25 protein-coding genes are annotated in these 22,373 nt (G+C 65.2%); 17 read left to right on the forward strand and 8 right to left on the reverse strand.

The annotated features are described in order from the left end of the window. Positions 1-4 precede the first annotated feature (4 nt). Positions 5-2,110: a CHASE2 domain-containing protein gene (locus tag FHW83_RS20600; protein ID WP_176648224.1), complete on the forward strand. Its 2,106-nt coding sequence runs from the start codon at positions 5-7 to the stop codon at positions 2,108-2,110. On the opposite strand, the gene FHW83_RS20605 is transcribed toward FHW83_RS20600, so the two are convergent. Further along, complete coding sequence (locus FHW83_RS20605) at positions 2,107-2,697, reverse strand: OmpA family protein (RefSeq protein ID WP_176648225.1); 591 nt, start codon at positions 2,695-2,697, stop codon at positions 2,107-2,109. The genes FHW83_RS20600 and FHW83_RS20605 overlap by 4 nt on opposite strands. Positions 2,698-2,700: 3 nt before the next feature. Then, a complete protein-coding gene (locus FHW83_RS20610; protein ID WP_373997243.1) occupies positions 2,701-3,141 on the reverse strand; it encodes a FecR domain-containing protein in 441 nt (146 codons plus the stop codon). A 40-nt stretch (positions 3,142-3,181) separates the two neighbouring features. On the opposite strand from FHW83_RS20610, the gene FHW83_RS20615 reads away from it, so the two are divergent. The 6 genes from FHW83_RS20615 (at position 3,182) to FHW83_RS20640 (ending at position 7,344) form a co-directional block, all read left to right on the forward strand. Further along, positions 3,182-3,601 (forward strand): ATP-binding protein, encoded by a 420-nt coding sequence (locus FHW83_RS20615; RefSeq protein WP_176648226.1) that lies wholly within the window; start codon positions 3,182-3,184, stop codon positions 3,599-3,601. A gap of 32 nt (positions 3,602-3,633) precedes the next feature. Further along, positions 3,634-4,272: an FABP family protein gene (locus FHW83_RS20620; protein ID WP_176648227.1), complete on the forward strand. Its 639-nt coding sequence runs from the start codon at positions 3,634-3,636 to the stop codon at positions 4,270-4,272. Between the two features lie 3 nt (positions 4,273-4,275). Then, on the forward strand, positions 4,276-4,920 hold the full coding sequence (locus FHW83_RS20625) for an HAD family phosphatase (RefSeq protein ID WP_176648228.1): 645 nt from the start codon (positions 4,276-4,278) through the stop codon (positions 4,918-4,920). Next, positions 4,917-6,098 (forward strand): glycosyltransferase, encoded by a 1,182-nt coding sequence (locus FHW83_RS20630; RefSeq protein ID WP_176648229.1) that lies wholly within the window; start codon positions 4,917-4,919, stop codon positions 6,096-6,098. The genes FHW83_RS20625 and FHW83_RS20630 overlap by 4 nt, the downstream gene beginning before the upstream one ends. A 224-nt stretch (positions 6,099-6,322) precedes the next feature. Continuing rightward, positions 6,323-7,099, forward strand: coding sequence for a DNA/RNA non-specific endonuclease (locus FHW83_RS20635; protein WP_176648230.1), 777 nt, complete (start codon positions 6,323-6,325; stop codon positions 7,097-7,099). Next, positions 7,096-7,344, forward strand: coding sequence for a hypothetical protein (locus FHW83_RS20640; RefSeq protein ID WP_176648231.1), 249 nt, complete (start codon positions 7,096-7,098; stop codon positions 7,342-7,344). The genes FHW83_RS20635 and FHW83_RS20640 overlap by 4 nt, the downstream gene beginning before the upstream one ends. A gap of 30 nt (positions 7,345-7,374) precedes the next feature. Here the strand turns inward: FHW83_RS20640 and FHW83_RS20645 are convergent, their stop codons facing one another. Both FHW83_RS20645 and FHW83_RS20650 read right to left on the reverse strand, forming a co-directional pair. Further along, positions 7,375-8,373 carry a diguanylate cyclase gene (locus FHW83_RS20645; RefSeq protein ID WP_229224286.1) on the reverse strand — a complete coding sequence of 333 codons (999 nt, stop codon included), beginning with the start codon at positions 8,371-8,373 and terminating at the stop codon, positions 7,375-7,377. Positions 8,374-8,390: 17 nt separating this feature from the next. Next, positions 8,391-9,170 carry a sensor histidine kinase gene (locus FHW83_RS20650; protein WP_176648232.1) on the reverse strand — a complete coding sequence of 260 codons (780 nt, stop codon included), beginning with the start codon at positions 9,168-9,170 and terminating at the stop codon, positions 8,391-8,393. Positions 9,171-9,330: 160 nt separating this feature from the next. Here FHW83_RS20650 and queE point away from each other — a divergent pair, with 160 nt between their 5' ends. From queE to FHW83_RS20675, 5 genes are read left to right on the forward strand one after another with little or no spacing between them, the layout of a single operon-like run. Continuing rightward, positions 9,331-9,966: a 7-carboxy-7-deazaguanine synthase gene (gene queE, locus FHW83_RS20655; RefSeq protein ID WP_176648233.1), complete on the forward strand. Its 636-nt coding sequence runs from the start codon at positions 9,331-9,333 to the stop codon at positions 9,964-9,966. A 3-nt stretch (positions 9,967-9,969) separates the two neighbouring features. After that, positions 9,970-10,419, forward strand: a complete 450-nt coding sequence (queD, locus tag FHW83_RS20660) for a 6-carboxytetrahydropterin synthase QueD (protein ID WP_176648234.1) — start codon at positions 9,970-9,972, stop codon at positions 10,417-10,419. Beyond that, positions 10,409-10,885, forward strand: a complete 477-nt coding sequence (gene tadA / locus FHW83_RS20665; RefSeq protein ID WP_176648235.1) for a tRNA adenosine(34) deaminase TadA — start codon at positions 10,409-10,411, stop codon at positions 10,883-10,885. The genes queD and tadA overlap by 11 nt, the downstream gene beginning before the upstream one ends. A gap of 41 nt (positions 10,886-10,926) precedes the next feature. Further along, entirely contained in the window at positions 10,927-11,868 is a 942-nt protein-coding gene (locus FHW83_RS20670) for an alpha/beta fold hydrolase (protein WP_176648236.1), read from the forward strand. A 10-nt stretch (positions 11,869-11,878) separates the two neighbouring features. Beyond that, positions 11,879-12,799, forward strand: a complete 921-nt coding sequence (locus FHW83_RS20675) for an LD-carboxypeptidase (protein WP_176648237.1) — start codon at positions 11,879-11,881, stop codon at positions 12,797-12,799. Here FHW83_RS20675 and FHW83_RS20680 read toward each other — a convergent pair whose 3' ends face one another. After that, positions 12,800-13,291 (reverse strand): hypothetical protein, encoded by a 492-nt coding sequence (locus FHW83_RS20680; protein ID WP_176648238.1) that lies wholly within the window; start codon positions 13,289-13,291, stop codon positions 12,800-12,802. Positions 13,292-13,415: 124 nt separating this feature from the next. Beyond that, positions 13,416-14,246, reverse strand: coding sequence for a PEP-CTERM sorting domain-containing protein (locus FHW83_RS30845; RefSeq protein ID WP_229224287.1), 831 nt, complete (start codon positions 14,244-14,246; stop codon positions 13,416-13,418). A gap of 522 nt (positions 14,247-14,768) precedes the next feature. Here FHW83_RS30845 and FHW83_RS20690 point away from each other — a divergent pair. The 5 genes from FHW83_RS20690 (at position 14,769) to FHW83_RS20710 (ending at position 20,115) form a co-directional block, all read left to right on the forward strand. Then, positions 14,769-16,370, forward strand: a complete 1,602-nt coding sequence (locus FHW83_RS20690) for an ABC-F family ATPase (protein ID WP_176648239.1) — start codon at positions 14,769-14,771, stop codon at positions 16,368-16,370. A 6-nt stretch (positions 16,371-16,376) separates the two neighbouring features. Beyond that, positions 16,377-17,522, forward strand: a complete 1,146-nt coding sequence (gene nadA / locus FHW83_RS20695) for a quinolinate synthase NadA (RefSeq protein WP_176648240.1) — start codon at positions 16,377-16,379, stop codon at positions 17,520-17,522. Continuing rightward, positions 17,519-18,385 (forward strand): carboxylating nicotinate-nucleotide diphosphorylase, encoded by an 867-nt coding sequence (nadC, locus tag FHW83_RS20700; protein ID WP_176648241.1) that lies wholly within the window; start codon positions 17,519-17,521, stop codon positions 18,383-18,385. Before nadA ends, nadC begins: the two co-directional genes overlap by 4 nt. Before the next feature lie 107 nt (positions 18,386-18,492). Continuing rightward, positions 18,493-19,272 (forward strand): PEP-CTERM sorting domain-containing protein, encoded by a 780-nt coding sequence (locus tag FHW83_RS30850; protein ID WP_176648242.1) that lies wholly within the window; start codon positions 18,493-18,495, stop codon positions 19,270-19,272. 84 nt (positions 19,273-19,356) lie between these two features. Next, positions 19,357-20,115, forward strand: a complete 759-nt coding sequence (locus FHW83_RS20710) for an ABC transporter substrate-binding protein (RefSeq protein ID WP_176648243.1) — start codon at positions 19,357-19,359, stop codon at positions 20,113-20,115. Here the strand turns inward: FHW83_RS20710 and FHW83_RS20715 are convergent. After that, on the reverse strand, positions 20,102-20,641 hold the full coding sequence (locus tag FHW83_RS20715; RefSeq protein WP_176648244.1) for a GNAT family N-acetyltransferase: 540 nt from the start codon (positions 20,639-20,641) through the stop codon (positions 20,102-20,104). The genes FHW83_RS20710 and FHW83_RS20715 overlap by 14 nt on opposite strands. Further along, positions 20,641-22,254 carry an L-aspartate oxidase gene (nadB, locus tag FHW83_RS20720; RefSeq protein WP_176648245.1) on the reverse strand — a complete coding sequence of 538 codons (1,614 nt, stop codon included), beginning with the start codon at positions 22,252-22,254 and terminating at the stop codon, positions 20,641-20,643. Before nadB ends, FHW83_RS20715 begins: the two co-directional genes overlap by 1 nt. Between the last annotated feature and the right edge of the window lie 119 nt (positions 22,255-22,373).

A 22,373-nucleotide genomic window follows, 5' to 3' on the forward strand; every position in this document is an offset into this window, starting at 1 on the left:
CGCCATGCCGCGTCGTTTGCTCATTCGCGCCTGGAGCGGCGTACGCGCCGGGCAGGGCAGGCCTTTGGCCCTGCTGCTGGCCGTGGCGCTGGCCTTGCTGCTGGCGCGCGGCGGCGACGGGCCGCTGCCGGCCTTGCGCCTGGCGCTGTTCGACACCTATCAAGTCCAGTTGCCGCGCCAGCGGCTATCCGGGCCGGTCCACATCATCAACATCGATGAAGCCTCGTTGAGCGAATTTGGCCAGTGGCCATGGCCGCGCACCGTGTTCCGCGCGCTGCTGGCGCGCATCGCGGAGCAGCGCCCGCTGGCGATCGGCCTCGATATCCTGATGCCGGAGCCGGACAACACCTCGCCCGAGGCGCTGGCGGCCCGGCTGCCGGATGGACGCCTGCGCGACGAGTTGGCGCGCCTGCCGTCGCACGACGCGCTGTTGGCCGAGCAAATGCGGCGCGCCCCGATCGTGCTTGGTACGGCGGGCTTCATGCACGCGGAGGCCGGCACCAGCGACGCCTTGCGCGTCTGGCCGATGCGCGTGCATGGCGCGACCGGCGGCGCGTTGCCAGTGATGCGCTTCCCGCAGGCGATGTCCAGCCTGCCGATGCTGCAGGCGGCGGCGCGCGGACAGGGCCTGTTGTCGGCCAATCTGGAAAAGGGCATCGTGCGGCGCGCGCCGCTGGTGGGTGCGGTCGGCGACACGCTGGTGCCATCGCTGTCGATGGAATTGCTGCGCGTCGCCACCGGCGCGCCGGCCCTGGAGATCGAGGCCGACGCCGAAGGCGTGCGCAGTGTGTCGGTTGGCGACCTGCGCGTGCCCACGTTGCCGGACGGCGCGGTATGGGTCAATTTCTCGGCGCCGGCCATGGACCGCTACATCTCGGCGCTGGACGTGATGCGCGGCCGGGTTGATCCCGCCGCGCTGCAGGACAAGATCGTCATCGTCGCCATGACCGGCCTTGGCCTGAGCGACTACAAGACCAATGCGCGCGGCGATCTGCTGCCCGGGGTCGACACGCACGCGCAGATGATCGAGAGCTTCTTTGACGGCGCCTTCCTGCGACGCCCGCAGTGGATGCGCTGGGCCGAGGTGGCGGCGTTCGCGGCCTGCGGCCTGCTCACCATCTGGCTGCTGCCGCGTCAGCGCCTGCGCGTCGGCGTGCCGATGGCGCTGTTGCTGGGCGCCGCGTTGTTTGCCACCGGCGCCGTGCTGTTCACGCGCGCCGGGCTGCTGTTCGACGCCGCCGGCGTGGCGCTGGCGTACGTGGCGATCTGCCTCAGCCTCCTGACCAGCATGCTGGCCGCCGCCGTGCGGGACCGCAAGCTGTCCGAGCGCGCCTTGCAGGCCGCGCGCGAGACCGCCGCCCGCACCGCCGGCGAATTGAATGCCGCACGCCGCATCCAGATGGCGTCCCTGCCGCGGGCCGCCAGCGCCTTTCCCGGCGAGCGCCGTTTCGAGCTGGATGCCTTGCTGGAGCCGGCGCGGGAAGTGGGCGGCGACCTGTACGACTTCTTCATGCTGGACCAGGACCGCGTGTTCTTCATGGTCGGCGACGTGTCGGGCAAGGGGCTGCCGGCCAGCTTGTTCATGGTGGTGGCCAAGGCGCTATCGCGCAGCATCGCCTTGCGCGGCCAAGCCGACATGGGCGTCATCATGAACGACGCCAACCGGGAGCTGGTGCGCGAGAACCCCGAGATGCTGTTCGTGACCAGCGTGGCGGGCATATTGGACGCGTCCAGCGGCGAGGTTTTCCTGTGCAACGCCGGCCATGACGCGCCGCGCCGCATTACCGCCGACGGCCGTGTCGAGCTGCTGCGGGCCGCCGACGGTCCGCCTCTGTGCGTGATGGATGATTTCGAATACCCGGTCCAGCACTACCAACTGCACGCGGGCGAAAGCCTGTGCCTGACCACCGACGGCATCAGCGAGGCGATGAACGCGGCAGGGGAGTTGTACGGCAACGAGCGGCTGAATGGCTTGCTGGCGGGCGTGGCGAGCACCGCGCCGGCCGCCGTGGTGCAAGCGGTGCGCGATGATGTGCGCCGCCACGTGGACGGCGCCGAGGCTTCGGACGACTTGACGCTGCTGGTATTACGCTGGAACGGCGCGGCTTAACGGACGCGGATTTCGACGCGGCGGTTGCGCGGTTCGTCGACGCCGTCGGCGGTCTGGATCAGCAATTCACGTTCGCCGCGCGCCTGCACCGCGATCTGTTCCGGGGCGATGCCGGCTTCCACCAGGATGCGCTTGACCGTTTCGGCGCGCTTGAGCGACAGCGCGTCGTTGTATTCGCGCTTGGCCACCGTGTCGGTATGGCCGATCACGATGATTTCCGGCGCCGGGCGCGCGGCCAGCTGCGCCTTCACCTGCGCCAGCTGCGCCGCCGATTCCGGCGTCAGGTTGTCGGTATCGGTCACGAAATAGACGATGAACACGGCGGCGCGCTGCGGCAGCGTGTCCAGCAGGGCGCCGTAGCGGTTTTTGATCTCTGCGCTGTCGCCGATGGTGGCGACGGCGCCACGGCTGTCGACGGCGGCGGTCTGGTACGGCTTGTCCAGCACCGTCTCCTTGCCGACCGAGGTGATGATCACGGCGCTCGGCTTGCCGTCCTGGTTAGGCAGCAAGGTGATTTGCTCGGTCGGTCCGCGTTGTAGTTGCGAGACAGCGGCCAACAGGCACACGGCCCAAAGCAGCAGGGCCATGGCTTAATCCCCATCCTTGACGTCGATGACAAACTCGGTGCCGCGCACGCCCAGGATCGAGGTCGGGGTGCGGAACTGCACCGCGCCCGGCGACTGTTTGGACAGCTTGCCTGAGATGACGCCCAGCGTGCCTTTCTTCACCGTGGCGTCCAGCGTGCCCTCGTGCGAAGTCGGATCGAAGGCGTACTTCTCCAGCCACACGTTGCTGTTCGGCCCCACCGCCAGCAGCGTTTCGTCGCGCAGCGTGATGCCCACGCTGCCGTCGGCGCCGGTGACCACGCGGTCGCTGGCCATCAGCGCGGCGCCGGCCCTGGCGGGCGTTTTCTGGCCTTCGCGCTCGATGGCGGCGCTGCCCTTGGCGGTTTTGATCATGCCGGCCGGGAGTTCGGCGGCGTTCGCCAGCAGCGCGAGGGAGGCTGCCAGCATCGTTATTATTGTTTTCACGGTTCTTCTCCTAACGAAAGCATTCCGATAATATGCTCGAATGGACAAAAAAGAAACCGGTATCGCACATCTGCTGCGTTTTCCGGCACGACTCGACGCGGTTCCCGGCGCCATGGCCTTCGCCGCCATGGCGTTGACCAAGGCTGGCCTGCCGCCTGGCGTGGTGGCGCGCGCGGAGTTGATATTGGAAGAGCTGCTGCGCAACAGCATCCTGCACGGCTACGGCGGCGACAGCGCCCACGACGTCTGGGTCGGCGTGCGCGGCACGGTGCTGTGCTACGAGGACGCGGCGCCGCCTTTCAATCCGCTGACCGAAGGCCCGCCGCCGCCCGATCCATCGCTGCCGCCGGACCAACTCCAGGTGGGCGGCGTCGGCCTGCTGCTGATCCGCCAGCTGGGCGCCGCCGTGGCCTATACCCACAGCGCGGGGCGCAACCGCATCGAGATCGCCTTACAATAACGTCCGCAAGATCATCAACCACAGGACCACGCATGACCGAGTTTTCCACCGATATCTACACCGAACCACACCCGATCGACGTCAACACCCTGAACAACCTTGGGCCGCTGGCGCCGATGGCCGGCATCTGGAAGGGCGAGCGCGGTCTCGATATCAAGCCCAAGGCCGATGGCGCGCGCAAGCAGGCCTACGTCGAGCGCATCGAGCTGTACCCGATCGACCCGGTCACCAACGGCCCGCAACTGTTCTACGGCCTGCGCTACCTGATCATCGTGAACAAGCCGGATAACGTGAAGACCTACCACGAGCAGGTCGGCTACTGGCTGTGGGAGCCGAAGACCAAGACCGTGATCCAGACCCTGGGCATCCCGCGCGGCCAGATCGCCATGGCGTCGGCCGTGGTGGAGCCGGACGCCAAGGAGTTCGAACTGGTGGCGCGGCTGGATTCCGACACCTACGGCATCCGTTCCAATCCTTTCCTGGAATACGGCTTCAAGACGGTGGAGTACCGCATCAAGGTCACCATCAACGACGACGGCACCTGGGGCTATGAGGAAGACACCGTGATGCTGCTGCGCGGCGAGGAAGAGTTCCACCACGTCGACCGCAACCTGCTGCACCGCGTGGCCGATCCGCTGCCCAACCCGCTGGCCAGCGGCGTGCCCGCCTGATCGATGTTGCGGGCGCTCCTGTGGGATAACGACGGTGTGCTGGTCGATACCGAACAGCTGTTTTACGAGGCCAACCGCGACCTGTTCCGCCCATTGGGGCTGGAGCTCACCGCGCAGCACTTCTTCGACTGGTACCTGGCCGATAATTGCGGCGCATGGCACCTGCTGGAGCCGCCCCTGTCGGCGGCGCAGGCCGAGGCATATCGCTCGGAGCGCAACCGCCAATACGCGGCCAGGCTCGCGTCCGAACACATACCGGCCATCGACGGCGTGGCCGAGACGCTGGCGGCGCTGGCGCCGCGCGTGCGCATGGGCGTGGTCACCAGCGCCAATGCCGACCATTTCGACATCATTCATCAGCGCCTGCCGTTGCGGCCTTACTTCGAGTTCGTGCTGACGCATGAGACCTACACACACAGCAAGCCGTCGCCGGAGCCGTATTTGCTGGGCCTTGAACGCATGGGCGTGCGTGCCGACGAAGCGCTGGTGATCGAGGATTCGCCGCGCGGCTTGCAAGCCGCGACAGCGGCCGGCATCCGCTGCGTCATCCTGCGCAACGCGCTGACGCGGCATCACGATTTTCCTGGCGCCTGGCGCGTGGTCGACACCATGGCCGAGGTGCGGGCGGCGGTGGAATCGCTGCTATGAGCCACATCCATCTTTGCTGGGAGCTGGGCGGCGGGCTGGGACACGCGGGGCGCCTGAAAATGCTGGCGCAGGCGCTGCTGGCGCGCGGCCACCGCGTGACCATGAGCTTGCGCGACCTGATGCAAAGCCACGCCTTGCTGGCCGACCTGGACGTGCCCAAGCTGCAGGCGCCGGTGTGGCTGCACGACGCCGTGGGGCTGCCGCCGTCCGGCAACCTGGCCGAGATCCTGTTCAACTGCGGCTACCTGGAACCATCCGCGCTGCGCGGGATGGTGGCGGGCTGGCGCGATCTCTACACCGTGCTGCGGCCCGACCTGGTGGTGGGCGACTTCGCGCCGACCGCGTTGCTGGCGGCACGCAGCATGGGCTTGCGCTGCGCCGCGATCGGCAATGGTTTTTACATGCCGCCCGCAGGACAGCCCCTGCCGGCGTGGCGCGAGGCGCCGGCGGGGCGGCTGGCGAATTCCGAGGCGCGCATGCTGGCGACTGCCAACGCGGTGCTGACCGGGCTCGGCGCGCCGCCATACGCGCAGGCGGCGCAGGCGTTCCTGGGCGACATGTCGCTGCTGTGCACATGGCCGGAACTCGATCACGTCGAGGGTCGCGCCGACGCGCACTGGTTCGGTCCCAGTTTCGTGACGCAAGGCGGGCTGGCGCCGCGCTGGCCGGAGGGAGATGGCCCCAAGGTGCTGGCTTACCTGAAAGGCGCGCACGCCGGACAGGCTCCGGCGCTGGCCGCGCTGGCGGCGGAGGGCTGCCGTGTGCTGGCCTATGTGCCGGAAGTCGCGGCCGGCGCGCGGCCGCCGGTGATCAGCGAACGCATACTGTACGCCGAGGCGCCCGTGGCGCTGCCGCAGGCGCTGGCCGAGGCGGACTTGTGCGCCTGCCACGCCGGCGACGCCACGCTGGCGCAGGCGCTGCTGGCTGGCGTGCCGCTGCTGATGCTGCCGTCGCACACCGAGCAATTCCTCAGCGCGCGCCGCGTCGCCATGGCGGGCGCGGGCTACAACGCCGCCTTGCTGACGCCGGAATCGGACTGGCGCCCGGTGGTGCGCTCACTGCTCAACGATCCGTGCTACCGCGCGGCGGCGCGCGATTTCGCCGCGCGCCACCAGGGTTTCAGGCAGCAAGAGATGAACCAGGCGATGGCGCGGCGCCTGGAAGCGCTGCTGGCTTAGCGCCACGGCGGCGGCCGATGCCTGCGCGACCTGATGAGTAAGACAATGGTTGAGGACGCTCCACAAAGAATATATAATAACAAACAGTGTTGCAGAAATAGAAATGCAAAGCATGGCCTCTGGTAGGGCTGGATGTTTGGAAGGGCCGGCGCGTCAAGTGCCGGCCCTTTTTGTTTGCCGGGCCGTCCGCTAAAATGCCCGCACTGCAATGTTTCAAGGTAAATATGTCTCTGTTTCATCGAACGCTGGCCGCGGCGGCCCTGCTGGCCGCCAGCCTGGCGTCCGCCGGCGAATGCCCGGCGCACTATGTCGACGGCCGCCTGCCGGAAATCCGCAACCCCAAGATGAGCGCCGCCACCACCGAGCTGTGTTACGGCGTGTTTGGCGTGATGCACTCGGGGATCACGCGGACGCCGCTGTGGTCGGCCGAACACCTCACGGCGGAGAATATCGCTGCCGCGAAAAACCTCTCGCGCGAGAATTCCTTCCATCCGGAGCCACGCCTGCCGCCGAGGGCGCGCGCCGAGCTGGCCGATTACGCCCGCAGCGGCTACGATCGCGGGCATATGGCGCCCAACGGCGACATGCCCGACCGCGACACCCAGCACGAAAGCTTCACGCTGGCCAATATGGTGCCGCAGGACGCCGAAAATAACCGCCACATCTGGGCCGGCATCGAGGGCGTGGTGCGCAAGCTGGCGCAGAAGGAGGGCGACCTGTACGTGATCACCGGCCCGGCCTTCCTAGGCGGCAACCTGCAAAAGGTCGGCAATGTGCTGGTGCCGACGCATCTGTATAAACTGGTGTACAGCCCGCGCCAGCGCGCCGGCGCCGCGTTTTTCATCGAAAACCGCGCCGATGCGCAGTACGAGGTGCTGAGCATCGCCCAGCTGGAGGACAAGGTCGGCATCAACCTGCTGCCGTCGCTGTCGCCGGCGCAAAAACAGGTGCCGCTGCGCCTGCCCAAGGTGAGACAACGTAAAGACGGGAGCAAGGGATGAGCAAGTTTGTGCCTTATAAAAACGAGTCGGACGTGCTGCACGTCGGCGGCCTGACCATCGAGAACCGGCTGGACCGGATCACCATCAGCGGCGACATCGACCTGACCGCCGACCAGGCCGGCCTGAAGGACGCGCGCGCGCTGGCCCAGCTGCTGGCGGACGTGGTCTCCAGGCTGGAGGCGCAAACCTTGCCGGACCGGCTGCCGCCGGCCGCCAACACCATTGTCGCCAATCCTTTCGAGTAAGGCCAGCTGGTGGCCGGGCGCGTCCAGCCCTTATGACGGCTGATCGGCGCCCGGCAGGCTGATGCGGTTGCGGCCCATGTGCTTGGCGCGGTACAGCGCCGAGTCGGCCGTGGCCACCAGCTGGCTGGGATCGTTTTCGGGCGCCGCCAGCGCGGTGGCCGCGCCAATGCTCACCGTCACCACATGCTGTTCGCTGCCCAGGTTGGGCAGCCGCAGCTGTTCGACCCGGCAGCGGATGCGCTCGGCCACGATGGCCGCGCCTTTCAGCGATTGATTCGGCAGGATGACGGCGAACTCCTCGCCGCCGTAGCGCGCCACCAGGTCGTTGGCGCGCATCTCGCTGGACACCGCCGTGGCGATGCGCTGCAGGCATTCGTCGCCGCCCAGGTGGCCGTAGGCGTCGTTGTACTGCTTGAAGTTGTCGACATCGACCATCAGCAGCGACAGCGGCTGCTGGTGGCGCAGGGCGCGCTGCCATTCGGCGTGGAGGGTGTCGTCGAAGCAGCGGCGGTTGGCCAGGCCGGTCAGGCCGTCGCGCGTGGCCAGCTGCTCCAGCGCCACTTGCGCGCGCTTCTCATCGGTGACGTCGCGCAGCGTTTCCACCACCGCCACCAGCTTGCCGTCGCCGTCGACGATGGGGCTGGCGTCGGCCGCCAGGTAGCGGCGGCGGCCGAGGCGCGGCATGTCGCACCAGTTTTCCGCGCACAGGTTGTTGTCGGTGTCGTTGCGGCGCGCGTGCTGGCGATACAGGCGGTGCAGCTCGGCGCCGCGGCCCTGGATCACCAGGTCGGCCAGGGTGGGGCGCTGCTCCCGATAAAAACTCTTCCAGTGATCGGCCGTGCCCAGCACTTCCCACGCCGGGGTGCCGGTCAGGCGCTCGCACGCCAGGTTCCAGATGATGACCTTGCCATGGATGTCGATCACAAAGGTGGGGATCACCAGCAGCTCCATCAGCTTGAGGGCGAAGCCATGCTGCTGGTCGGCCTGGGAGAATTCCATCAGGTGCTGGATTTTTTGGGTTCCGCTCATAGGCGCCGCCTTGGTCATTATGGGATGGGGAAGGACATGGTGAGCGCGGTGCCGGCGCCGGGGGCGCTGGCGATATCGAACTGGCCGCCAGCCTCGCTGACGCGCTGGGCGATGCCGCGCAGGCCGCTGCCGCGCCGGGCCGCCGGCTGCGGCAGACCGACGCCGTTGTCGCGCACCGTCAGGCTCAGGCAGTGCTGGTGGCGGCACAGGCCCACGCGCACCTCCGACGCCTGCGCATGGCGTACGATATTGCTCAAGGATTCCTGCAGCACCCGGTACAGCGCCGTCTCGATGGCGATCGCGGCGGGGGCGGAGGCGGCAAATGCCGCCGGTTCCGCCTCCAGCCGGCAGCGGATGCCGCTCAGGCGCGAGAACTGATCGATCTGCTGCTGCACCGCGCCTTCCAGCCCGTCCTGCAGCGCCTCGGCCGGCAAATCGTGGATGATGGCGCGCAGCGCGCGGGTGGCATACTGGATGCGGTCCTGCAGCTGCTCCAGCGGCGCGCGCAGACCGGGTTGACGGCCGCACAAGGCGGATAGGGCGCGCACGTCGTAGCCGAGCGCCAGCAGGTGCTGGCCGAGGTCGTCGTGCAGGTCGCGCGCGATGCGGCGGCGCTCATCGTCGCGCAGCGATTGCTGGCTGGCGTGCAGGCGCACGATCTGGCGCCGCGCCTCCGCCAGCGCGCGCGCGGCGTGGACGCGCTGGCGCCACCACAGCAGCAGGCAGGCGGCGCCAGCCAGCAGCAGCGCGCTGGCGCAAAGCGGATCGATCTGGAGGAGCGGCGGCGCGTATCTCATGGTGTATCTTCCTGTGATGGATGACAACGTTGGCAAGCGTCCACGAGACAACATACCGTGCTTGCCTTTCGGAAGCATTGTGGAAAGTCAACTTTTGGTGATGCTTTCCGGAAAACCGTGGCGTGGGATATAATTGAGGGTTGTCCTATCAGGAACTATCGTGACTTACAGCATCAAAGAGATTTTCTACACGTTGCAGGGCGAGGGCGCCCACGCCGGCCGTCCGGCCGTGTTCTGCCGCTTCTCCGGCTGCAACCTGTGGACCGGCCGCGAGAGCGACCGCGCCAGCGCCATCTGCCAGTTCTGCGATACCGACTTCGTTGGCACCGACGGCGAGGGCGGCGGCAAGTTCAAGACGCCGCGGGAACTGGCCGACACCATCAACGCGCTGTGGCCGGCCAGCTACACCGCCAGCAAGTACGTGGTGTTCACCGGTGGCGAGCCGCTGCTGCAGCTGGACAAGCCGCTGATCGACGCGATGCATGCGGCCGGCTTCACCATCGCGATTGAAACCAACGGCACGCTGCCGGTGCCGGAAGGCGTGGACTGGATCTGCGTCAGCCCGAAAATGGGCTCGGAACTGGTGGTGAAGAAGGGCAGCGAGATCAAGGTGGTGATACCGCAGGCGAACCAGGACCTGTCGGTGTACGAGCAGCTGGACTTCGAGAACTTTTACGTGCAGGCCATGGACGGCCCGCTGGCTGAATTCAATACCAAACTGGCGATCGAAACCTGCAAGCGCAATCCGAAATGGAAACTGAGCCTGCAAACCCATAAACTTTTACAGATACCCTAAGCAATGCTGACCATTACCCGCAAGCTGGAATTCGACGCCGGCCACCGCATTCCCGACCACAAGAGCCAGTGCCGCAACCTGCACGGCCACCGCTACACGCTGGAAATCACCCTGACCGGCAACGTCATCGACGTCGAGGGCAATTCCGACAACGGCATGATCATGGATTTCTCGGACATCAAGGCGCTGGCCAAGGAACACCTGGTCGACGTCTGGGACCACGCCTTCATCGTCTACGAGAAGGACGCGGCGGTGCGCGACTTCCTGGCCACGCTGCCGAACCACAAGACGGTGGTGATCGACCGCATTCCGACCGTGGAAAACCTGGCCCAGGTGGCCTTCGGCATCCTGAAAGCCGCCTACAAGGACCGCTACGGCACCGGCCTGCACCTGCACAAGCTGGTGCTGCACGAAACCCCGAACTGCTGGGCCGAGATCACCGATGGTGACTGACACGGCCTACATGCGGCTGGCGCTGGAGCAGGCGCGACAGGCGTGGGACCTGGGCGAGGTGCCGGTGGGCGCCGTGGTCGTCAAGGATGGCGAGGTGATCGCGGTTGGCTGCAATCAGCCGATCGGCAGGCATGACCCCACCGCGCACGCCGAGATCGTCGCCTTGCGCGCCGCCGCTGAAAAGCTCGGCAACTACCGGCTGCCCGGTTGCGAGCTGTATGTCACGCTGGAGCCATGCGTCATGTGCTCCGGCGCCATGATGCACGCGCGCCTGGCCAAGGTGGTGTACGGCGCCGCCGATCCGAAAACCGGCGCCTGCGGCTCGGTGGTCAACCTGTTTGAACAGGAACAGCTGAACCATCACACGGAAATCGAGGGAGGCGTCATGGCCGAGGAGTGCGGCGCTATGCTGAAGAGCTTCTTTGCCGCGCGCCGTGCGGCGGCCCGGCGCGCCACGCCGGAATAAAAATGGTATGCTGAATCCCGGGTTTGATCTGGGAGATGGTCTTGGCTACGGCGCACGCAAACGGCATCACGATTGCCTACGAAACCAGCGGTAATCCGCTCGATCCGCCGGTGCTGCTGATCATGGGGCTGGGCATGCAATTGATCGCCTGGCCGCAGGATCTGGTCGACGGCCTGGTCGAGCAGGGCTATTACGTGATCCGGTTCGACAACCGGGATATCGGCCTGTCCAGCAAACTTGGTCAGCATAAAAAGCCCAATCTGATGTGGGCTTACCTTAAGGCGCTGGCCGGTCTGAAGCCATCGGCCGCCTACACCCTCAACGACATGGCCGACGACGCGCTCGGCTTGCTCGATGCGCTGGGCGTCCCGCGCGCGCACGTGGTGGGCGCTTCCATGGGCGGCATGATCGCGCAGATTTTCGCCGCGCGCCACGCCAACCGCACGCTCAGCCTCACTTCCATCATGTCCAGCAGCGGCAGGCGCGGCTTGCCGGGGCCGACCGCCGCCGCGCGCGGCGCGATGATGCGCCAGGCCGATCCCGACGACCGCCAGGCGGTCATCGACCGCGCGCTCGGGGTGTACCGGGTGATCGGCAGCCCGTCGTATCCCACGCCGGAACGCACGCTGCGCGCCAATATCGAGCGCGCCATCGAGCGCGGCGCCAATCCGGACGGGGTGGCGCGGCAGATGATCGCCATCCTCGCCTCGGGCGACCGCACGCCGCTGCTGCGCAGGATACGCTGTCCGTCGCTGGTGATCCACGGCGCGGCCGACGCGCTGGTGCCGGTGGCCTGCGGGGTCGATACGGCGCAAGCCATTCCGGGCGCGCGCCTGCACGTGATCGAGGGCATGGGCCACGACTTGCCGCAGCAGCTGACCGAGCGCCTGCTTGCCTTGCTCGACCAACACCTGCGCGGTAATATGACGGCGGAACTTCCTCCGCTCGCCGCGCACCGTGCGGGCAGCGGCACCCATCCATGACAGAGGTATTTTGAGTACGACGAAAATCGGCATCGCCATCGCCGCGCCCAGCGGCCGCCCCATGGACATTGAGGCCTACAAACTGGGCGTGCAGCGCCTGCAACAGCAGGGCTACCTGGTCCACGACTATTACGACGACGATCAGAAATTCCAGCGCTTCGGCGGCTCGGACGCGTGGCGCCTGGCGCAACTGAACGCGGCCGCCGCCGACCCGGAGGTGCGGGTGGTGATCGCCTTGCGCGGCTCGTACGGCATGTCGCGCCTGCTGCCGTCGATCGATTTCCACAAGATGGCGGACAGCGGCAAGCTGTTTGTCGGCTACAGCGACTTCACGGCCTTCCAGATGCCGCTGTGGAAGCAAACCGGCCGTGTCAGCTTTGCCGGGCCGATGATGTGCGACGACTTTATCCGTCCCGATCCGGTGCCGTACACGCTGAACCAGTTCTGGGATTGTCTGCGCGGCCCGGTGCACAAGGTGCGCGGCGCGGTGGCGGACGGCGGGGCGGACAACCCGCTGGTCGATGTCAGCGGCAGGCTGTGGGGCGGCAATCTGGCCATGATGGTCAGCCTGCTCGGCACGCCATATTTCGAGGCACCGGCGCGCGGCATCTGTTTTATGGAGGATATCAGCGAGCATCCTTACCGCGTCGAGCGCATGGTGCTGCAGCTGTTCTATGCCGGCGCGCTGGATGGCCAGCAGGCGCTGGTGCTAGGCGATTTCTCGGGTTACAAGCTGACCCCGCAGGATAATGGCTACGATTTCGAGGCCATGCTGGCCTACCTGCGTTCGCGCCTGCCGATGCCGGTGCTGACCGGGCTGCCGTTCGGCCACATCAAGGAGCGCGCCACGCTGCCGTATGGCGGCATGGCGCATCTGGTGTCGGACGCGCGCGGTTTCGATCTGACGATCAGCGACTATCCGACGCTGTAATCACTGCAGACGGCGCACGCGCGGCGCCTGGTTGGTGCCTTCGATCTCCAAGAACATGGTGCCGATGGCGTTGCGCGTGATCTTCACCTTGGGATTTTCAGTTTCCATGACCGAGCCGACGCTGTCGTCCGCCACGCGCCAGACCTGGCCGTTGGCCAGGCGGAACTGGGTAGTCGGGCCCCAGCCGTCAATGCGGCCGAGCAGGGTGCTTTCGATGAAGTTGGGCTCGTCCGCCTTGCGCATCTGGGTGGCGGACAGGCCGAAGTTGGCGGCCGGCGTGGCGGCAGCCGCAACCGGAGCAGCCGGCGCAGTTGGTGCGGCTGGCACGGCCGCTGGCGTTGCCGCCCGGGCGGCAGCGGCGCCGGCCACAGGAATCGCATCGTAGCAAGCTACGCGGCTGGCGATATCGGGAATGGCGCGGCAGCGCAGCAGGTCGGCGTCGGCGGCCGTGGCGGCGCCGGATGCCGCCAGCAAAAGAAGCAAAGCTTTCATCGAATTCTTTCCAGGTTGGGGGCGCCAAGGTCGGGGCGCCGCGAACGCGGATTATACGATGCCGGGAACCGGACATAAAAAAGCCCGCCGCGTTGCTGGGGCGGGCTCAACGGACGGAAGTGTATTACGCTTGCTTGCGACGGCGCGCGGCCCAGCCGACCAAGCCAAGACCGCCCAACAGCATTGCGTAGGTGGTCGGCTCAGGGACCGGGGCGGCGGTCAGGATGTAGTCGTAGCCGATGTTGATTTCCTTGTTGTTGGCAAGGGAAGCAAAACGGTAGCCGAGGGCGATTACGCCATCGCCATCGCCATCGTTATGCGGCGTACCGCTCAGCAGGTAGGGGTCGGTTTGCCAGTTGCTGTACACGGTGGCTTCCGCCGACCAGCCGCCAGTGCTGCTCAGCGTGATGCTGTAACCCGTGCCTGGCCCGGTCGCCATCACTTCCGCGCCGACGCCCTGCGACAGGATGGAATTCATGGTGTTGTAGCTGCCATAACCCGCGAAGTCCTGGTCGGGGTCGAAGCCCACCGCGTAGGCAAGGTTGTTCAGCGTGCCGCCCGAAACGTTCTTCAGCACGACGCTGGTGTGGATCACGTTCGAGTCCAGGTCAAACGTGATGGTCTGCGACACCTTCAATCCCTGGTAGGTGCCGCCGGAGCTGATGATGAAGGCGGTGCCCGATGCGGTCACGTTCGATGTGCTGGTGTTGAACGGGTTGTACGCGCTGCCGGCGCCCGCGTTGTCCCACAAACTGTTGACGCCGATCGAGTAAAAAGCGAACGACGTGCCCGGCACCAGGAAGTCCGGCGCGTTGGTGAAATTACCAGTGCCGGTAGGGTCGAATTTCAGGCCGAGATTGTTACCAAAGTCGATCAAGGCGCCATTATGGCCGACACCCACCTGCAGGTAGTCGCCGGCCACTGTGACGTCAGCCATCGCGGTTTGTGCCCCCATCAGCAGGACTGCCGATAGCACCGCTTTGCGTAGAGTATTTTTCACTGCTCACCCCCGTTTTAAGGATTAGTGTTAGTAGAGTAGTTATGCCATCGATAAACGCCCGATGACGCAACACGCAGGTGCCCTAGGAGAGAGGCGCGAGGTGGATACCGCGACAGGTCTACGCCCGTCTACAAGTTATCAAACCGGCTAGTGAAATTTTCATGTACGAACTTTGTTTTACATATTACAACTCAAATATAGTAATTACAACGAAATAAATAGCTTGTCCCGGCCTCCCAACGGCGTCTCAGGGGCGTCGCTAGCCAAACGATAGCGCCGCACTGTCTCCTTTTTGCACAATCTGGTGCTCCGCCCGATTTTGAGTGGGTGTCCCCGCGACGGCGGATCCTAAGCCCTTGAATTAGCGGATATAAATGCCGAATGGCTACGGCCTTATGCGAGGGGGCGCCGGGGGAGTGTATAATCGAGGGTTTCCGCTTAACCGCATGATTTAATTCAGAAAAGCTCACTTCACCAATGCTAAGTACAGCAAATATCACGATGCAGTTCGGCGCCAAGCCGTTGTTTGAAAATATCTCCGTCAAGTTCGGCGACGGCAACCGTTATGGCCTGATCGGCGCCAACGGTTGTGGCAAGTCCACTTTCATGAAAATCCTCGGCGGCGATCTGGAGCCGTCGGCCGGCAACGTGATGCTGGATGTGAATGAGCGCCTCGGCAAGCTGCGCCAGGACCAGTTCGCCTACGAAGAGATGCGCGTGCTGGACGTGGTGATGATGGGCCACACCGAGATGTGGGCCGCGATCCAGGAACGCGACGCCATCTACGCCAACCCGGACGCCACCGACGACGATTACATGAAGGCCGCCGACCTGGAAGGCAAGGTCGCCGAGTATGACGGCTACACCGCCGAGGCGCGCGCCGGCGAGCTGTTGCTGGGCGTGGGCATTTCGATCGACCTGCACCAGGGCCCGATGAGCGCCGTGTCGCCCGGCTGGAAGCTGCGCGTGCTGCTGGCGCAGGCGCTGTTCTCGAATCCGGACATCCTGCTGCTCGACGAACCGACCAATAACCTGGACATCAACACCATCCGCTGGCTGGAGGACGTGCTCAACGAACGCAACTCCACCATGATCATCATCTCCCACGACCGCCACTTCCTGAACCAGGTGTGCACCCACGTGGCCGACATGGATTACGGCACGCTGAAGATCTACCCGGGCAATTACGACGACTACATGCTGGCCTCGACCCAGGCCCGCAACCAGCAGTTGGCCAACAACGCCAAGGCGAAAGAGAAGGTCGCCGAGCTGCAGGAATTCGTGCGCCGCTTCTCGGCCAACAAGTCCAAGGCCCGCCAAGCCACTTCGCGCGCCAAGATGATCGACAAGATCAAGGTCGAGGACATCAAGCCGTCCTCGCGCGCCTATCCGTTCGTGCGCTTCGAGGGCGAGAAGAAGCTGCACCGCCTGGCGGTGGAGGCTGAAGGCCTGAGCAAGAAATACGACCGCCAGCTGTTCAACAACTTCAACATCATGGTGGAAGCGGGCGAGCGCATCGCGATCATCGGCGCCAACGGCGCCGGTAAGACCACGCTGCTGCGCTGCATCGGCGGCGCCGATATCACCGGCCTCAACGCCGACCACGGCACCGTGAAGTGGGCGGAGAACGCCAACGTCGGCTACATGCCGCAGGATCCGACCGAGGACTTCGCCACCGACATCAACCTGACCGACTGGATGGGCAAGTGGACCAAGGAAGGCGACGACGACCAGGCCGTGCGCTCCATCCTGGGCCGCCTGCTGTTCGGCGGCGACGAGGTGAAGAAGTCGGTGCGCGTGCTGTCCGGCGGCGAGAAGGGCCGCATGATGTACGGCAAACTGATGCTGGGCCGTCACAACGTGCTGCTGCTCGATGAACCGACCAACCACATGGACATGGAATCGATCGAGTCGCTCAACATCGCGCTGGAAAAATATGCCGGCACCCTGATCTTCGTGTCGCACGACCGTGAATTCGTGTCGTCGCTGGCCAACCGCATCATCGAGATCAAGGAAAATGAAGTCGTCGATTTCCGCGGCGGCTATGAAGAGTATCTGACCAGCCAGGGTATCGCCTAAGCCATCATGCAAGCCATCGAGATCAAACCCGTCGAGTACGAACATCCACAAGACGGCGCCAGCTGCGTCGCCCATGCCTGGGCGCGCACGCCGGCCACGCCGAGCCCCGAGGAGCGTGTCGCCCTCAAGGAACGCATCAAACGCCTGCTAAAGGAAAAAGAGGCGGTGCTGGTGTCGCACTACTATGTCGATGCAGACCTGCAGGACCTGGCCGAGGAAACCGGCGGCTGCGTCTCCGATTCGCTGGAGATGGCGCGCTTCGGCCGCGATCACCCGGCCAAGACGCTGGTGGTGGCCGGCGTGCGCTTCATGGGCGAAACGGCCAAGATTCTGAGCCCGGAAAAACGCATCCTGATGCCGGACCTGGACGCCACCTGCTCGCTGGACCTGGGCTGCCCGGTGGACGAGTTCTCCGCCTTCTGCGATCAGCATCCGGACCGCACGGTGGTGGTGTACGCCAACACCAGCGCCGCCGTCAAGGCGCGCGCCGACTGGATGGTGACGTCGTCGATCGGCTTGGACATCGTCAAGCACCTGCATGAGCAGGGCAAAAAGATCCTGTGGGCGCCCGACAAGCATCTGGGTTCCTACATCCAGAAGCAGACCGGCGCCGACATGCTGCTGTGGCAGGGCTCCTGCCTGGTGCACGATGAGTTCAAGGGCGTCGAGCTGGAGCTGCTGAAAGCCCAATACCCGCAGGCGAAAATTCTGGTGCACCCGGAATCGCCGGCCAATGTGGTGGCGCTGGCCGACGTCGTCGGGTCGACCACGCAGATCATCACCGCCGCAGTGGAATCGGACTGCGACACCTTCATCGTCGCCACCGACAACGGCATCCTGCACAAGATGCGCGCCGCCGCGCCGGGCAAGCGTTTCATTGAAGCGCCGACCGCCGGCAACAGCGCCACCTGCAAGAGCTGCGCGCACTGCCCGTGGATGGCCATGAACGGCCTGCAGAATCTGGCCGACGTGCTGGAGAACATGGATAACAGCACCACGAATGAAATCTTCGTCGATCCGGAAATCGGCAAGCAGGCCGTGACCTCGATCACCCGCATGCTGGACTTCGCGGCGGCCAAAAAGGCCAAGGTGCAGCCAGGTCCGGATCTGGCGCAAGAAGCTAAACTGTTTTCGGGAATCGGTCCTGCATGAGCACTTTGTTGAACAAGTTCGCGCCGTTTGACGACGCGTTGAAATCGGCCTTTGAAGCCAATCTGCTGGCGGCCTTGCTGGAAGACGTGGGCACTGGCGACCTGACCGGCCTGCTGGTGCCGGAAGGCGGCCGCGCCAAGGCGCGCGTGATCGTGCGCGAGGACGCCGTGCTGTGCGGCGCGCCATGGTTTGAAGGCGTGATGAACTGCATGCAGGCCGGGATCGAAATCGACTGGAAGTACGGCGAAGGCGATTTGATGAAGGCCGACAGCGTGGTCTGCACCATCGAAGGCCCGGCGCGCGCGCTGCTGACGGCGGAACGCGCGGCCTTGAACTTCCTGCAGCTGCTGTCCGGTGTGGCAAGCGCTACCCGCAAGTACGTGGACGTGATCGCCGGCACCCGCGCGCACATTCTCGACACCCGCAAGACGCTGCCGGGCCTGCGCCTGGCGCAGAAGTACGCGGTGCGCGTGGGCGGTGGCCAGAACCAGCGCCTGGCGCTGTACGACGGCATCCTCATCAAGGAAAACCACATCGCGGCGGCGGGCGGCATCACCAACGCGGTGCTGGCGGCCAAGCGCCTGGACAAGGGCGTGTCGATCCAGGTGGAGGTGGAGTCGCTGGACGAGCTGAAGGAAGCCCTGGACGCGGGCGCGGTCTCGATCTTGCTGGATAACTTCAGCACGGACATGATGCGCGAGGCGGTGACCATCAACGCCGGCCGCGCGCTGCTGGAGGCTTCGGGCGGCATCAATTTCGACACCGTACGTGCGATCGCCGAGACCGGCGTGGACCGCATCTCGATCGGCAGTCTGACCAAGGATATCCGCGCCACGGATTATTCTTTACGCATCATTGGGTAATAAAATTTTATTGTTGAGTTAACCCGCGCACGATTGAAAATTGTTAAATTGAGTAACCAATAAAACAATAAAATCTAGGCTCTTTTTTTATTAAAGGAGCAATCTAGATGAAACTAAAATACGTTGCGGGTGTAGTGGGGATGTTGTGTCTGGCGGGTGCCGCGCATGCGGACAGCTTCGTCAATGGCGGTTTTGAGGCCGGTACCACCGATGGTTGGACCACCGGCGGCGGCTATCGCGGCAATGTGGTCAACGCCAGCCTGACCCCGGCGCAGTTGCTGCCGGGCGGCGCCCTGAATTCGGACAATGGCAGCCGTGGCGCCATCATCGACAGCAGCTACGTCGATCCACGCCTCGGTTCGCTGATCGGCTCCACCATCTACAGCGGCAACTACGCCTACCGCGCGGAAGACACGTGGGATGGCGGCTATGGCACGGCCATCAGCCAAAAAGTCACCAATTACACCGACTCGCAGATCGTTTTCGCCTGGAAGGCCGTGCTGGAGAACGGCGGCCACGTCGAGGACGAATCCGCTGTCATGAAGCTGACCCTGACCGACGACACCACCGGCCAACTGCTGGTGAGCCGCACCTACAATGCTGGCTATACCGGTTCTGGCGTCGACTCGCGCTTCCTGAGCGAGAGCGGTTTGTTCTACACCCCGCAATGGCAGGTTGAATCGCTGAGCATCGACTCGTCGCTGTCCGGCCACAGCTTCACGCTGTCGCTGCTGGCGGCCGACTGCTACCCGACCGCCCACACCGGCTACGTCTACCTGGACGGCTTTGGCGCCGCGCTGCCAGTGCCGGAACCTGAAACCTATGGCATGTTGCTGGCCGGCCTGGCGCTGATGGGGGTGGTAGCGCGTCGTAAAAAGTCGGCATAGAATAGGCCACGGCCGGCGTCACCGGCGTGAGGAGGGCGCTTGACCAACAAGGCCTCATTGCACTGTTCTGATAGCCGGCGGCACATGTTGATCGGTCTGTGCGGCATTGCGCTTGGCGCCTTGCCGCATTTTTCATGGGCCCGCCCGCCGTCGGCACGCGAGCTGGTGGTGGTGGGCACGCGCTTTGAAAACATTTATGAACGCCGCCCCAACGGCGAATTCGGCGGCATGGGGGTGGATCTGCTGCGCATGTTCGCGCAACGTCACGCCTATCAATTGAGGTTCGAACTCTATCCCTGGCGCCGCGCGCAGGAACTGATCAACGGCGCCAAGGCCGATGTGCTGGTCGGACCGTACAAATCGGCCGAACGCATGCGCACCATGCGCTTCAGCGAACAGGCTTTCTTCCAGGATCAGGTGGCGTTCTACGTGCGCGCCGACAGCTTGCCCTTGTGGGAAGGCGACTACGGCATGCTGCGCGGACGCCGCATCGCCACCCTCAACGGCTGGAACTATGGCCCGGCCTTCACCCGCGCCGCCCCCGAACTGACGATCAGCGTGACCAATTCCGTGGAAAACGGCTTGAAGATGCTGACGGCCGGCCATGTGGAGATGTTTGCCACCAACCGCCGCGATACCGATCCGGTGGTGGCGGCGCTGGGCATGCAGGACAAGGTGATGCCGTTGGCGCCGCTGATCGATGTGCAGGATGCCTACTTCGCCTATCCGCTGGCGCCGCGCTTTCCGGAAGCGCCGCGCCAGATGGACCGCATGCTGGCCGACATGAAGGCGCGCGGCGAGCTGCAAAAGCTGGCGCGCCGCTACGGGGTCATTCCGCCCTGATCTGCTTGCGCATCTTCGCCAGCGGCACTTTGACGTTGCCCGGCAAATCGAGCTCGATGTGCTCGACGATCTCGAAGCCGCAGGCGGTGTAGAGCGGCACGCCCGGCATGGTGGCGGCCAGCTCCAGCGTGCGGAAGCCGCCGGCCGCCGCCGCATCGCTGCAGTGGCGCAGCAGCAGGCGCCCCAGTCCCTGGCGCGCGGCCGAGGGATCGACAAAGAAGGCGCGGATGCGGGCCGGTTCGCGCGCCGGATCGAGCAGCGGATCGGCGCCTTGCTTGGTGCGGTCGGCGCCGAACAGGGTGCTGCGCTTGCTCCAGCCGCCGCAGGCCGCCAGTTGGCCGTCCTTTTCAATCACAAAGTAAGTCTGGTCCGCCACCAGCTGCGTATCCACGCCGAACACATGGCGGGTGACGGCTTGCGCCTGCTCGCTGGTGTAGAACCCTGCGCTCAATTCGATGCCGGAGCGCGCGATCAGCGCTTCCATGGCGGGAATGTCGGCTGGGGTGGCGTGACGGACCGTGACCATTATTTGCGGCGCGGCGGCGTGAGGATGGTGGGCAGGGCCTTGGCCAGCGTCTCCGGGTAGTCGCGGCTGAAGTGCAGGCCGCGGCTTTCACGGCGCAGCAGGGCGCTGTTGACGATCAGGCTCGCGACTTCCACCAGGTTGCGCAACTCCAGCAGGTCGTGCGTGACGCGGAAGTTCTGGTAGTACTCGTCGATTTCCTCCTTGAGCAGCGCGATGCGGTGCTGCGCGCGTTCCAGGCGCTTGGTGGTGCGCACGATGCCGACGTAGTTCCACATGAAGCGGCGCAGCTCGTCCCAGTTGTGGGCGATGACCACTTCCTCGTCGGCGTCGGTGACGCGGCTTTCGTCCCAGTCGGGCAGGTAAGGCACTTCGCCTTTTTCGCGGCTGGTGATGTCCAGCGCGCAGGCGCGGCCGATCACCACGCACTCCAGCAGCGAGTTGCTGGCCAGGCGGTTGGCGCCGTGCAGGCCGGTGCAGGCGGTTTCGCCCACCGCGTACAGGCCGGGCAGGTCGGTGCGGCCATGCAGGTCGGTGACGATGCCGCCGCAGGTGTAGTGCGCGGCCGGCACGATCGGGATCGGCTCCTTGGTGATGTCGATGCCGAGCTCCAGGCAGCGCGCATAGATGGTCGGGAAGTGCTCGATCAGGAATTCGGCCGGCTTGTGGCTGATATCGAGGTGGACGTAATCCAGGCCGCGCTTCTTGATTTCAAAGTCGATGGCGCGCGCCACCACGTCGCGCGGCGCCAGCTCGGCGCGTTCGTCGTGGGCCAGCATGAAGCGCTGGCCGGCGGCGGCGCCGGCTTCCGGCGGCAGCTTGAGCAGGCCGCCTTCGCCGCGGATCGCCTCGGTGATCAGGAAGGACTTGGCGTACGGGTGGTACAGGCAGGTCGGGTGGAACTGGATGAACTCCATGTTCGACACGCGGCAGCCGGCGCGCCAGGCCATGGCGATGCCGTCGCCGCTGGCGGTGTCCGGGTTGGTGGTGTACAGGTACACCTTGCCGGCACCGCCGGTGCACATGATGGTGTATTCGGCGGCGAAGGTGTGCACCTGGCCGGTTTGCTCGTCTTGTACATACAAGCCGTAGCACTTCGGCTGGGCGTTGCCTTTTTTGACAGGGTGCAGCTTGTCCGAGGTGATCAGGTCGACCGCGCAGTGGTGCTCGAACAGGGTGATGTTCGGGTGGGCGCGGACTTTCTCCTCCAGCGTGGTTTGCACCGCGCTGCCGGTGGCGTCGGCCGCGTGGATGATGCGGCGCTGGCTATGGCCGCCTTCGCGCGTCAGGTGGAAGCCCAGTTCCGCCGACTCGTCGCGGGTGAAGGGCACGCCTTGTTCGATCAGCCATTCGATCGCCTCGCGGCCATGCTCCACGATGTAGCGGGTGGCGCCTTCGTCGCACAGGCCGCCGCCGGCGATCAGGGTGTCGTCGATGTGCTGGGTGTGGCTGTCGCCCGAATCCAGCACGGCGGCGATGCCGCCCTGGGCCCAGTTGCTGGCGCCGTCCTTGAGGGCGCGCTTGGAAATGATCGCTACGGTACGCGTTTCGGCGAGATGCAGGGCGACCGAGAGGCCGGCCAGGCCGCTGCCGACAATGGCAACATCAAATTTCATGATTACGTTAGTGGAAGGCACGAAAGAAGCATGACTATAGACCATTTGTCATAGTCTCGTCACAAATAGCCATTTTGCCGGCGGGGATTGCAGCGCGATTGTGGGCGCTCAAAACGGTT

Source organism: Duganella sp. SG902 (assembly GCF_013376005.1).
In the GTDB taxonomy this organism is placed as follows: domain Bacteria; phylum Pseudomonadota; class Gammaproteobacteria; order Burkholderiales; family Burkholderiaceae_D; genus Rugamonas.